General features: G+C 72.2%; 12 protein-coding genes. 2 read left to right on the plus strand and 10 right to left on the minus strand.

The genetic code is table 11. From position 1 onward, the window contains the following. Positions 1–9: 9 nt before the first annotated feature. From BJ983_RS12115 to BJ983_RS12145, 7 genes are all read right to left on the minus strand, one after another. Positions 10–1,020, minus strand: coding sequence for a D-alanine--D-alanine ligase family protein (locus tag BJ983_RS12115; protein ID WP_179794011.1), 1,011 nt, complete (start codon positions 1,018–1,020; stop codon positions 10–12). Continuing rightward, the gene (locus BJ983_RS12120; RefSeq protein WP_179794012.1) at positions 1,013–2,320 is read right to left on the minus strand and encodes an ATP-grasp domain-containing protein; all 1,308 of its coding nucleotides are present in this window, start codon (positions 2,318–2,320) and stop codon (positions 1,013–1,015) included. The genes BJ983_RS12115 and BJ983_RS12120 overlap by 8 nt, the downstream gene beginning before the upstream one ends. Beyond that, on the minus strand, positions 2,317–3,102 hold the full coding sequence (locus BJ983_RS12125) for a class I SAM-dependent methyltransferase (RefSeq protein WP_179794013.1): 786 nt from the start codon (positions 3,100–3,102) through the stop codon (positions 2,317–2,319). Before BJ983_RS12125 ends, BJ983_RS12120 begins: the two co-directional genes overlap by 4 nt. Continuing rightward, complete coding sequence (locus BJ983_RS12130) at positions 3,099–4,313, minus strand: sedoheptulose 7-phosphate cyclase (protein WP_179794014.1); 1,215 nt, start codon at positions 4,311–4,313, stop codon at positions 3,099–3,101. The genes BJ983_RS12125 and BJ983_RS12130 overlap by 4 nt, the downstream gene beginning before the upstream one ends. A gap of 79 nt (positions 4,314–4,392) precedes the next feature. Next, positions 4,393–5,055 carry an HAD-IA family hydrolase gene (locus BJ983_RS12135; protein ID WP_179794015.1) on the minus strand — a complete coding sequence of 221 codons (663 nt, stop codon included), beginning with the start codon at positions 5,053–5,055 and terminating at the stop codon, positions 4,393–4,395. A gap of 137 nt (positions 5,056–5,192) precedes the next feature. Further along, positions 5,193–5,459: a hypothetical protein gene (locus BJ983_RS12140; protein ID WP_179794016.1), complete on the minus strand. Its 267-nt coding sequence runs from the start codon at positions 5,457–5,459 to the stop codon at positions 5,193–5,195. Between the two features lie 40 nt (positions 5,460–5,499). Next, positions 5,500–6,795, minus strand: a complete 1,296-nt coding sequence (locus BJ983_RS12145; RefSeq protein WP_179794017.1) for a cytochrome P450 — start codon at positions 6,793–6,795, stop codon at positions 5,500–5,502. A 124-nt stretch (positions 6,796–6,919) separates the two neighbouring features. Between BJ983_RS12145 and BJ983_RS12150 the strand changes: the two genes are divergently transcribed. Then, the gene (locus BJ983_RS12150) at positions 6,920–7,504 is read left to right on the plus strand and encodes a TetR family transcriptional regulator (RefSeq protein ID WP_179794018.1); all 585 of its coding nucleotides are present in this window, start codon (positions 6,920–6,922) and stop codon (positions 7,502–7,504) included. On the opposite strand, the gene BJ983_RS12155 is transcribed toward BJ983_RS12150, so the two are convergent. The 3 genes from BJ983_RS12155 to BJ983_RS12165 are packed head-to-tail and all read right to left on the minus strand — an operon-like array spanning position 7,501 to position 10,177. Next, on the minus strand, positions 7,501–8,352 hold the full coding sequence (locus BJ983_RS12155) for a 5-oxoprolinase/urea amidolyase family protein (protein ID WP_179794019.1): 852 nt from the start codon (positions 8,350–8,352) through the stop codon (positions 7,501–7,503). The genes BJ983_RS12150 and BJ983_RS12155 overlap by 4 nt on opposite strands. Continuing rightward, complete coding sequence (locus BJ983_RS12160; protein ID WP_179794020.1) at positions 8,349–8,963, minus strand: carboxyltransferase domain-containing protein; 615 nt, start codon at positions 8,961–8,963, stop codon at positions 8,349–8,351. The genes BJ983_RS12155 and BJ983_RS12160 overlap by 4 nt, the downstream gene beginning before the upstream one ends. Next, complete coding sequence (locus BJ983_RS12165) at positions 8,960–10,177, minus strand: NRAMP family divalent metal transporter (protein WP_179794021.1); 1,218 nt, start codon at positions 10,175–10,177, stop codon at positions 8,960–8,962. The genes BJ983_RS12160 and BJ983_RS12165 overlap by 4 nt, the downstream gene beginning before the upstream one ends. Positions 10,178–10,267: 90 nt before the next feature. On the opposite strand from BJ983_RS12165, the gene BJ983_RS12170 reads away from it, so the two are divergent. Continuing rightward, a complete protein-coding gene (locus BJ983_RS12170) occupies positions 10,268–12,208 on the plus strand; it encodes a potassium transporter Kup (RefSeq protein WP_179794022.1) in 1,941 nt (646 codons plus the stop codon).

Here is a 12,208-nt window from a genome sequence, read left to right on the forward strand (position 1 = left end):
CCCGCAGTCTCACCGCCGGGCGACCGCGCGCGCCACCAGGTCGGAGAACAACGTCGACAGCGGAATCCCGGCCGCCCCGGCCATCGTCGCCACGACGCTCGACGGGCTGAACGAGCAGTACGGCCCCGCCTCGAGGAACCAGGGCCGCCCGTCGGGGTCGATCCGGAAGTCGAACAGCCCGTAGTCCCGGCACCCCAGGGCCGCGTAGCAGCGCCGCGACGCCTCCCACACGGCCTCGGTCGCCGGGTCGGACACGTCGACGATCCACGCCCGGCCCTCCCCCTTGGCCACCAGCCCGAGCTCCCCCGAGTCGGAGCGCGCGAGCTTGTCGGCCTCGCCACGGATCGGCGCGAGATCGCCCACCGGGTACTCCTCGAGCGGCAGGCACTCCAGCCCGTGGCCGCGGTCGAGCACCCCGCAGCGCACTTCGCGCCCGGCCGGGACGAACGTCTGCACCAGCGCCGACGCCGAGTGCTCGAACGCCGCCGTCAGCGCGTCGGGGTACTGCCCGGCGGCCCGGACGAGGGTCGTGCCCACCGAGTTGTCGGCGTCCGCGGGCTTCACGACGACGGGTGGCGCGAGCGTCGGGGTCTCCCCCGGCGCCAGGACCTCGGACGCCGGGACGTCCACGCCGGCCGCCGCGACCAGCGCGTTCGCCCGCGGCTTCACCATCGACGCCGCCATGACCTCCGGGGCGTTGCCCACGTACGGCACACCGAGCACGTCGAAGAGGGCCCGGTAGGCGGTCATCCCGGCCGGACAGAACATCTGCGGGATCATGACGTCGGGGGCGAGTGCGGTCAGGTGCCCCACGGCGCCCGCCAGGTCCACCGGCGGGGCGGCGTCGAGGGCCGCCGGTGACAGGTCCCGCGGGAACCGCCACCGGCCGTCGGGCGAGACGTGGGCGACGGCGTCGTCGGGCCCGCCCACCGCGGAGAGCGCGCCGCGGGCGTAGAGCCGGGACAGGTCGGCGAAGAACTCGTCGGTCGGCGAGCCGACCAGGTGCAGGGCCCTAGTCACCGCCGGGCTCCACGAGCTTCCCGATGTTGACGTCGATCTTCACCCAGTCCCGGCCGCCCAGCAGGTTCTCCAGGAGCAACGACGGGATCTGCAGGTGGTGGACCAGCAGGAACGGCAGCGGGTCGTGCACCGAGAAGATCGCGTCGGTGCCCTCCCACAGCGTCCGCACCCGCTCGGCCACCGACGACGGGTTCGACAACAGCCGCCACAGCTCCTGGTAGAGCCAGTAGGTGGGCCGGCTCTCGGTCGTCGGCCGCAGCGTCGGGCCCCCGTCCTCGAGGTAGGCCCTCGCCAGGGCGGGCTCCTGGTCGTAGAACATCGTGATCGCGGAGTGGGTCCGCGGGTTGCACTCGATCGCCCGCACACCGCCGTCGGCACCCACGATGAAGTCGAACGAGTACTGCCCGGTGAGCTTCCGCTCCGCGACGAACCGCGTCACCCACGCCTCGATCTCCGGGCGCTCGACGTGGTCGTAGTTGAGCTGGAACGCCGAGGACTCGCAGCAGCAGTAGACGGTGAGCACGCCGTCGCGTGCGGTCCCGTGCGTGCAGTACTCCGTGCCCGCGACGAACTCCTGCAGGATCCACGGCCGGTCCGGCGCGATCGGCTTCGAGGCCGCGAACGCGCGGGTCTCCTCGACGCTCGCGCGCGGCAGCGGCGTGAGGTCGAGCCGGTTGACCGAGTCGTAGGGGATCGACTTGAGCACGTAGGTCGATCCCGGCGGGAAGTCGAACGCCGCGACCTCGTCGGCCGAGGTGACCCGGTGCGTGTCCGGCACCGGCAGCCCCACGTCGGAGGCCGCCGCGGCGAAGGCGGCCTTGTCGTCCACGGTGCCGATGTCCTCGACGTCGCCGTGCACGACCTCGCAGTACTGCTCGAGCAGCGGCCGGGCCTGCGCGTCGTACCAGCTCGACGCGGGGCTGCACACCGGGACGTACACGTCGACGCCCTCGGCCCGCACCACGTCGACGAGGGCCTGCGCGTAGCCCGGGTCGTCCGGCGGCGGCACGACGTGGAACGCGTCGACGGCCGCCGAGAAGCGGTGCCCGGTGAGGCGGTACTTCGCCGCCTCGACGAGCACCACCCGGTGCCCCGCGGCGTGGAACGCCCGCGCCAGCGCGAGCGCCTTCGTCATCTTCCCGCCGCTGATCAGCACGGTGCGCGGCCGGTCCGGCCGCTCCCGTGCGGGTGTCCCGACGACGGACGAGTACAGCAGCGCCCCCGCCGTCACCGCGAGGTTGGCGGGCAGGGCGGCCGCGAGCAGCGCCTGCATCCCGACGGTGCGCAGGACGCGGTTCACGGCAGCACCCGGATCAGCGTGATGCCGTCCCGCAGCGGGACGACCACCTGCTCGAGGCGAGGGTCCGCCGCGACGTCCGCGTTGAACGCCGCGATCGCGCGCCCGTTCTCCGTGTCCGGCCCCGCCCAGGGCTGGCCCTGCATGAGGGTGTTGTCCACGCACACCAGCCCGCCCGGGGCGAGCAGCCCCGTCGTCAGGATCGTCTCGAGGTAGTCGGCGTAGCCGGCCTTGTCGGCGTCGATGAAGACCAGGTCGAACGCCTCCCCGGCCAGCGCGGACAGGGTCTCGCCGGCCGGGCCGACGCGGACGTCGATGCGGCGGCCCGCCGTGGAGCCGGCGAACTGTTCACGGGCGAACGCGGCGACCTCCGGGTCGATCTCGAGGGCGACCACCGACCCGTCGTCGGGAAGGGCCTCGGCGAGGGCGAGCGCCGAGTAACCGGTGAACATCCCGACCTCCAGCACCCGCCGCGCGCGCATGGCGTGCGCGAGCATCGCGAGGAAGCGTCCTTCGACGTGCCCGGAGAGCATTTCCTGCTCGAGGGAGCCGGCGGCGTCGCGCCAGTCGTACGCGGCGGTCGCCCGGGCGAGGGCCGCGAGGTCAGCCGACTCGGCCGACGTCATGGACTCGACGTAGGGGTCGAGCCCGACGGCGAGGTCGCGCGCCGCCCGGAGGTCGTCCTCCAGCGGCGTCCCCGCCGCCCGCCCGAGGAGATCCTCGAGGCGGGCGGCCAGGATCGAGGCCGGCGTGACCGGGCGCGCGGCGCCCGGAGCGGTCCTCACGCCTGCTCCGGCACCACGAACATGTCCTCGCCCTCGCCCTGGCGGGGGTACGAGCGGACGACCTCGTTGTGCGTGTCGACCGTCTCGGAGAGCTCCTCCGGGGTGAGGTCGTTGATGAAGAAGCAGGTGCCGATCGGCCGCGGGACCGCCGCGCGCAGCTGGCCGTTGCGGGTCTGGGTGATCGAGTCGGTGGCCTTGGCCAGCAACTCCGGCGTCAGGTGCGGACTGGTGAGGGTGAGCCCGATGCGGCTCATCAGCCAGAAGATGCGGTCGCGCTCGCTGACCGAGATGTAGCCCCGGCGCTCGGCGAGCGTGGTGGAGAGGGCCATGTCGATCGAGATGGCGTGCCCGTGGAAGTACGGGGGCTCCGGGGTGAGCTCGATCGTCGGGCTCCAGGTGTGCCCGAAGGCGATGACACGGTCGAGGTCGAGCTCCCAGAGGTTGGGCACCTCGAGCTCGAGCATGGTGCGGATCGCGTCGTAGGTCAGACGGTGCGCGATCTCGCGCAGCTCCGGCGTCCCGTCGAGGTGCCCGAAGCGGGTGTGGAGCAGGTCCTCGCCGTACTTCTCGAGCAGCTCGAAGATGCCGGCGTTGCCCACCGTCGAGATCTTGACCAGTTCGGCCATCCCGTTGCGGACCTGGTCGACCGGCAGGGTCTTCAGGAACGAGAAGTCGAGGATGACCTGCTGCGACGCGTGGAACGAGCCCAGGCGGTTCTTGTTCTTGCCGTGGTTGACCGCGACCTTGATCGCCACGCTGGCGTCGATGAGCCCGATCAGCGTGGTGGGGATCCGGATGTAGGGCGTGGCGCGTCGGAACAGCGAACAGGCCGTGCCGGTCACGTCGGTCATCAGCCCGCCGCCGACCACCAGCACCGGCTCGGTGCGGTTCAGGCCGAAGTCGCCGAACGCGTCGACGATCTTCTCGACCGTCCGCAGCGTCTTGTCGGGCTCGCGGATGATGATCGGGAACGTCGTCAGCGCGAGGCCGTGGTGGTCGAAGTAGGCCTGCATCTGCTCGCCGTAGAGCTCGTGGACGGTCCGGTCCACGATCATCAGCGAGCGGCCGAACGGACGGTACGCGTCGGCGAGCTGGGGGTTGGCGGGATCGAAGACGCCGTCGACGTAGACCAACGAGTAGTCGATCTTCTCGTAGGCCTCGACGTGGAAGGCGGTCTCGGTGCTGGTCAACGTGGGCTGAGGGGCGACCATGGCTCGGGCTCCATTGGGCAGGCCGGATCACGGCCCGGCGGTGTGCCGGGCCGGTCGGGAAGACGGGGGGAGGGTGGGACTACGCGAGCGCGCGCAGCTCGGCGAGGTTCAGGGTGTCCACGCGGGTGTCGGCGGCCGAGAAGTCGTGGCCCGCGGTGTTGGCGTTCGGGAAGGCGACGGTGGTGATCCCGGCGCCCTTGGCGGCGGCGACCCCGCCGACGTTGTCCTCGATGGCGACGACGTCGCCCGGCTCGAGGCCGGTCTCGCGCAGCGCCGTCCGGTAGGCCTCCGGGTCGGGCTTGACGTTCTCCACCCGGGAGGTGTCCTCGATGACGTCGAAGTCCGCGGTCCGGATGTCGGGCTCGAGCGCGTCGAGCAGCGCGCGGACGTTGTCCCGGCTCGTGGACGTGACGAGTCCCAGCTTCAGGCCGGACTCCTTGGCCCCGCGCACGACGTCGAGGACGCCGGGCCGCGGGGCGGTCTGCTCGGTGGCGAGCGACTCCTGGAAGATGCGCGACTTGGTCGCGTGGACGGCCTCGGCGTCGACCGACTGGCCGTGCTGGGCGGCGAAGTCGGCGATCCGCTGCGCTCCGCCGTTGCTCTCGAGCATCGCGAGGTAGTCCTCGCGGCTCCACTCCCAGCCCAGGTCGTGCTCGGCGAAGGCCCGGTTGAAGGCCTTGCGCTGCAGCTCCGAGGTGTCGACGACGGTCGAGATCGAGCCGAAGAAGATCGCAGAGGTCACGGGTCAGCCGCTCCAGGGATGGCGGGGAGACGATTCGTCTCCGCGTCGGGTGCGTGGGATGCAGGGGGCCGACGCCGGTGGCCACCGGACGACGGGAGAGGTTCCTCGGTGGAAGGGCTACCCCACGATCCCGAGCACTAACGTGTCGAGTCCTCCGACACTGCGCGCACGAGGGCGACCGCGGCCACGACCCCCAGCACGACGACGGGCACCCACAGGTTGAACGGCGCCGGCAGGAGCGCGGTGAGGACCGCGACGAGCAGGGCGACCGCGAGCACGGCGAGCACCTGGGCGGGCGCCGGGGCGTCGCCGGGGCGGCGGGCGGTGCGGCGGTACCCGGTGAGGATCGCCTCGAACTCGCCCTGCTCGCGGGCGTCGAGGGGCCGCCCGCCGTCGTCGGTCACGGAAGACCGTTCGACGACGGGCGACCGGACGGTTCGGACCTCAGACGTGCGCCGGCATCCGCTTGACCACGTGGAAGAAGTTGCCCGGCATGAGCTCCGGCTCGCCCGCGGCGATGTGCGGGGCCCGCGTGAGCAGTTCGGTGAACAGGGCGCGGAGCTGGAAGCGGGCGAGCTGGTTGCCCAGGCAGTGGTGGATACCACCGCCGCCGAAGCTGACGTGCGGGTTCGGGTGGCGGGAGAGGTCGAGCTCGTGGGCCCGCTCGATCCGGCTCTCGTCGCGGTTCGCGGAGCTGTAGAACATGACGACCTTGTCGCCCGCGGTGATCTGCGCACCCCGGAACTCCACGTCGCGGGACGCGGTGCGCCGGAAGGTCATGATCGGCGTCGCCCAGCGCACGATCTCCTCGACGGCGGGCTGGATGCGGCCCTCGAGGTCCTCGAGCAACCACGCCCGCTGCTCCGGGTGGTCGGTGAGGGCGCGCAGCCCGTGGCTCGTCGACTGCCGCGTGGTGTCGGTGCCGGCGATCGTGAGCAGGCAGAAGAAGGCCGCGATGTCGGCGTCGGTGAGCTTCTCCCCGTCGACCTCGGCCTCCACCAGCGCCGTGATCAGGTCGTCCTGCGGCTGCTCACGACGCTCGTTCGCCAGCCGCGTGCACAGCTGGTGGGTGGTGACGATCGCCTGGAACATCCGTCCGAGGCGCTCCTCCTGCGTGGTCCCCACGAGCTCGGGGTCCTGCCACCCGACGAGGACCTTCATCTCGCGGTTGGCCTCCTGCCGGTCCCCCTCCGGCACGCCCATCATGTCGTTGATGTTGTGCATCGGGAGCAGCTCGGCGCACTCGGCGACGAACTCGGCGGTGCCGCCGCCGGCCTCGGCCACCTCGAGGAGGTGGTCGACGACCGAGCGGGCGTTCGCCTCGATCCGGTCGTTGATCCGCCGCATCTGCTTGGGGGTGAAGGCGGCGGACACCAGGCGGCGCATCTTCGTGTGCCGCGGCGGGTCCATGCCGATGATCGACTGCGCGGCCTCGACGAACTCGTGCGGCGCGCTCTCCATGAGGATGCCCGGCCCGGAGAGGAAGTCGTCCGGACGCCGGGTCACCTCGACCAGGTCGTCGTAGGTGGTCACCGCCCAGAACCCGTGGTCGTCCGGGTCGTCGAGCAGCGAGTCCTCCATCGGCGGGTGCCAGGTGATCGTCCCGCGGGCCCGCAGCCGCGCGAACGTCTCCTCCCGCTCCTCACCGGTCGCGGACCAGAAGGCCTTCGACGAGATGTCCTCGGCGTCGTACGGCCGGTCCGGGTTCCCGCTGGCGGTGCTGGTCGAGTGCTGGGTCATCGGTGACCTCCGGATGGGGCGAGCGGAGCGACGGGGGGTGCTGTGGCGGCGACGACTCGAATGATGGACACAAAGCGACGATGTGTCAAACACCGAGCAGCGCGCTGTCCAGTACTCTGCCGAGGTGCCCCGTCCCCGCGACTCCGCCCGACAGCTGCTGCGCGACGCGGTGCTGGACATCGCCGCCGAGGAGGTCATCGCCCACGGCTGGGACGGGCTGCAGGTCCGCACCGTGGCCACCCGGGCGGGCGTGAGCCGCCAGACGGTCTACAACGCCTTCGGCGACAAGCACGGCGTGGCCGAGGCGCTGGTCCACCGCCTGCTCGACCGCTTCCTCGCCGGCATCGACGCCGCGATCGCGGCCCGGGAATCGCTCCACGACCAGTGGGAGGCGGCGGTGCTCCACACGCTGGAGACCGCCGCGTCCGACCCGCTGCTCACCGCGGTCCTCGTCGGCACGAGCAGCGACGAGTTCCTGCCCCTGCTGACCAGCGACGGCGGCCCGGTGATCATCCGCGCACGGGACCGGCTCGTGGCGACCCTCGGCGGCCACCACCCCGACCTCGACCCGCGCGTGCTCTCCCCGGTCGCCGAGACGGTCACGCGGCTCACCGTCAGCCACGTCGTGCTGCCGCTGCACCCCCCGCAGCGGGTCGCGGCCCACGTCGCGGAGCTGGCGACGGCGGCGAGCGCGCTCGCCTACCGCTAGACCCGCCGGAACCGCACCTGCTCCCCCGGGCGGAGCTGCCCCGCGACATCGGTGTCGGCGTCCAGGACGACCCCGATCACCGGGTAGCCCCCGGTGACGGGATGGTCGGCGAGGAACACCGTCGGCCGTCCCGACGGCGGCACCTGCACGCTCCCCCGGATCACGCCCTCGCTGGGCAGCTCGACCTCGGCGAAGGTCTCCGAGCGCCCGAGTTCCGGGCCCTCGAGACGGAACCCGACCCGGTTCAGGTCGTCGGTGACGGTCCAGACGCTGCGCAGGAAGAGCCCGGGATCGGCGAACCAGTCGTCCCGCGGTCCGAGGACCACCCGCAGCACCCCGTCCGCCCGCGGCGGCGGCGCGAGGTCGACGGCGGGCACGGGCGCGCCCGGCGCCGGACCGACCGGCAGCTCGTCGCCCTCGCCCACGACGGCGGGTCCGAGGCCGGCGATGACATCGGTGGACCGGCTGCCCAGCACCCGTTCCACCGCGATGCCGCCGCGCACGGCGAGGTAGGTCCGCAGGCCGGTCGGCGGGGTCCCGAGCCGCAGCTCCGCCCCCGCCGGCACGACGACGGGTCGGTGCAGGTCCCCCGCGCGGCCGTCGATCGTGAGCGGCGCGGGGGCGCCCGCCAGGGCGACCACCCCCGACGTCGGGAAGTCCGCGGCGAAGCCCCCGAGGGTGATCTCGAGGCCGGCGGCCTCCGCGTCGTTGCCGACGAGGCGGTTGGCGAGGGCCAGGGCGCGGCGGTCGGCGGCGCCGGACACCCCGACGCCCAGATCGGCGTGGCCCGGACGGCCGCGGACGTCCTGCACGGTGGTGTGCGGCCCGGTGGCGCGGACGATGATCACGAGCGCACGAACCGGACGCGGGTGCCGGGGCGGAGCACGGCGGGCGGGTCCCGGTCGAGGTCCCAGAGCACGTGGTCGGTGCGGCCGATCAGCTGCCAGCCGCCCGGCGACTCCCGCGGGTAGACGCCGCTGAACTCCCCCGCGAGTCCGACCGCCCCGGCCGGGACGCGGGTGCGCGAGGACTCCCGACGCGGGACGTGGAGCCGGTCGTCGACGCCGACGAGGTAGCCGAACCCGGGGGTGAAGCCGGCGAACGCCACCGTCCACGTCTGGTCGGTGTGGGCCGCGACGACCTCCTCGGTCGTCAGCCCGGTGTGCCCGGCGACGTCGTCGAGGTCCTCGCCGTCGTAGGTCACGGCGATCTCGACGACGTCGGACCCCTCTCGGGCGACGACGGGCTCCGGCTCCCGGGCGCGGACGTCGGCCGCCACCGCGGCGAGGTCGACCCCGCTGCCGACCCGGATGAGCACCGTGCGCGCGGCCGGCACGAGGTCGACGGTTCCCGACGGCGGGTCCGCGGCCAGGTCCGCGTGCAGGGCGAGGACGTCGTCGAGCGCGTCGAGCTCCACGAGCAGGCCGGTGTCCCCGCAGGGACGGAGGGTGCGCGTCACTGGAAGATCGTCGGCAGTTTCGCGAGCGACTGCACGCTCGCAACGACGGTGAACACGAACGCGGCCGTGCCGATCGCCAGCAGCCAGACGGGCTGACGCAGCCCGGCGAGCAGGTCGCGGCGCCGCCAGCCGACCCAGAGGAGCAGGCCGAGCCCGAAGGGCAGGATGAGGCCGTTGAAGGCGCCGGCGAACACGAGCAGCGCCGACGGGGTCTGGCCGAGCAGCAGGAACGCGACGGTGCAGACCGTGATGAAGGCCGAGATGGTGAGGTTGAACCGCCGGTCGACCACGCCCGAGAGCGTGCGCAGGAAGGTCGCCGAGGTGAACGAGGCGCCGATGGTGGAGGTCATGCCGGCGGTCCACAGCACCACGCCGAACAGCTGCAGCCCGACGGGGCCGAGGGCGAACTCGAAGGCCGACCCGGCGGGGTCCGCCTTCGAGAGCTGCGCGCCCCCCGCGACGGCCCCGAGGATCCCGAGGAACAGCAGGATGCGCAGCACGCCGGTGACGAGGATGCCGTTGACCGACCCGCGGCTGATGGTGCGCAGGTTCTCCGGCCCGGTGGTGCCGGACTCGATGAGCCGGTGGGCGCCGGCGTAGGTGATGTAGCCGCCGACCGTGCCGCCGATGAGGGTGAGGACCGGCAGGAAGTCCAGGCCGACCGGAGCCACGGTGCGCAGCGCGGCCTCGCCGACCGGCGGTGCGGTCACCACCGCGACGACGGCGATCAGACCGATCTTGAGCACGCCGAGCACCAGCACCGCCCGGTCGATCGTCCCCTCGAGCGCCTTGTAGTTGAAGATCACGATCGCGAGGACGGCGCTGAGGACCGCCCCGAGCCGGACGTCCAGGCCGAACGTGTCGTGGAGGCCCAGTCCCGCGGCGCTGATGTTGCCGATGCCGAACACGAGGCCGCCGACGACGACCAGGAACGCCAGCACGTGGCCGGAGTACGGCACGACCTGGTTCGCGAGATCCTGGGCCCGCATCCCGGACAGCCCGACGATCCGCCAGACGTTGAGCTGGATCGCGACGTCGATGAGGACGCTCGCCACGATGGCCGCCGCGAAACTCGCGCCGTACTGCGCGGTGAACGTGCCGGTCTGGGAGATGAACCCGGGCCCGGCCGCGGACATCGCCATGAGGAACATCGCCCCGGCGACGGCCAGTGTCCGTTTCACGTCGACGGTGGGCCGGGCCTCGTCCGCTGCCATGCGGGGAACGTAAGGATTGTTCAACAATCCGTCAACCCGATCGGGCAGGTCGATCCGCCGTGCACACCCGGGCGGAGCACACTGTCGACCATGACTCAGGTTGAGAGCGTCGCCACCCCGCGTGGGCGCTCCACCGGCATGGACCACCCGGCGGCCCGCGGACGCAAGGGCGCGGCCGGTCTGGCCCTCGGGGCCCTCGGGGTGGTCTTCGGCGACATCGGCACGAGCCCGCTCTACGCGATGCAGACGGTGTTCTCGATCGACAACGGGGCGGTCAGCCCCACGGAGGGCGACGTCTACGGCGTCATCTCGCTGATCTTCTGGTCCGTGCTGATCGTCGTGACGATCAAGTACGTCGTGTTCATGCTGCGCGCCGACAACGACGGCGAGGGCGGTGTGATGGCGCTCGCCGCGCTCGTGCGCAGCGCGCTGACGGGGCGGGCGGCGACGTTCGCGATCGGCCTCGGCGTGCTCGGGGCGGCCCTGTTCTACGGCGACTCGCTCATCACCCCCGCGATCTCGGTGCTCTCCGCCGTGGAGGGCGTCGAGGTGGTGCGTCCCGAGCTGGCCGAGGCCGTCCTGCCGATCGGCGCGGTGATCCTCGCGGCACTCTTCGTGGTGCAGCGCGGTGGCACCGAGCGGGTGGGGCGCCTGTTCGGGCCGGTCATGGCGGTCTGGTTCGTCGTGCTTGCCGTCCTCGGGCTGCCGCACATCATCGAGCACCCGGACGTCCTGGCCGGCCTCTCCCCCACCTACATCGTCACCTTCATCGCCGACCACCCCTACACCGCGTTCATCGCCATGGGCGCGGTCGTCCTGTCGATCACCGGCGCGGAGGCGCTCTACGCCGACATGGGCCACTTCGGCCGCCGCCCGATCCGGATGGCGTGGTTCTCCGCCGTCTTCCCGGCGCTGATCGTCAACTACCTCGGCCAGGGCGCGCTCGTGCTGCACGACCCGTCGACGATCTCGAGCCCCTTCTACCTGCTCGCGCCCGGCTGGGCCCGCATCCCGCTCATCGTGCTCGCCACCGCGGCCACGGTCATCGCCTCCCAGGCCGTGATCTCCGGGGCCTACTCGGTGTCGCTGCAGGCCATGCGTCTGGGCTATCTGCCGCGGCTCACCGTGCGGCACACCTCCGCGCGGGAGAGCGGCCAGATCTACGTCCCGGCGGTGAACTGGCTGCTCTTCGGCGGGGTGCTGATCCTCGTCGCGACCTTCCGCTCGTCGTCGAGCCTCGCGACGGCCTACGGACTCGCCGTCACCGGCACGCTGCTGATCTCCACCACACTGTTCCTCCTGCACGCCCGGCACACCTGGCAGTGGGCGTGGTGGCGGGTGATCGGCCTGGGCGTGCTGTTCGGCGTGGTCGAGCTGCTCTACTTCGGCGCGAACGTCATCAAGATCGAGTCCGGCGGCTGGTTGCCGCTGCTCGTCGCGGTCGTCGTCGTGATCACGATGACCACCTGGCAGAGCGGACGCCGCGTCATCACCCAGCGACGCACCTCGCTGGAGGGGTCGCTCCCCGACTTCCTCGACGGGCTCGACGGCGTCACGCGCGTCCCCGGCATGGCGGTCTTCCCGCACCCCACCAACGAGACCGCTCCCCTGGCCCTGCGGGCGAACGTCGAGTTCAACCACGTGCTGCACGAGCGCGTGGTGATCGTCTCGCTGGTGTCGGTGGACGTGCCGCACGTCCCCCGCGAGGAGCGGGTCACCGTCGACGACCTCGAGCACTCCCACGACGGCGTGGTCCACGTCCGCGCCCGCTTCGGGTTCCAGGACCGGCAGAACGTGCCCGACGTCCTGCGCCAGGCCGTCGAGCTCGCTCCCGAGCTCGAGGGTGCCGACCCGGATTCCGCGATGTACTACATCTCGCGGCTGATGATCGAGCGTGGCGACGCGCCGGGACTGCCGACGTGGCGCAAACGGCTGTTCGTGGGGCTGGCGCACAACGCGGCCTCACCCGCCGGGTCGTTCAAGCTGCCGGTGGCACGAACCGTGGTGATGGGGTCGACCCTGGAGCTGTAG

The organism is Actinomycetospora corticicola (assembly GCF_013409505.1).
Lineage (GTDB): Bacteria > Actinomycetota > Actinomycetes > Mycobacteriales > Pseudonocardiaceae > Actinomycetospora > Actinomycetospora corticicola.

Excerpts from the sequence above, each read along its gene's own strand:
- BJ983_RS12130 (WP_179794014.1), bottom strand. The coding sequence starts at position 4,313 with ATGGTCGCCCCTCAGCCCACGTTGACCAGCACCGAGACCGCCTTCCAC.
- BJ983_RS12145 (WP_179794017.1), bottom strand. The coding sequence starts at position 6,795 with ATGACCCAGCACTCGACCAGCACCGCCAGCGGGAACCCGGACCGGCCG.
- BJ983_RS12170 (WP_179794022.1), top strand. The coding sequence starts at position 10,268 with ATGACTCAGGTTGAGAGCGTCGCCACCCCGCGTGGGCGCTCCACCGGC.
- BJ983_RS12165 (WP_179794021.1), bottom strand. The coding sequence starts at position 10,177 with ATGGCAGCGGACGAGGCCCGGCCCACCGTCGACGTGAAACGGACACTG.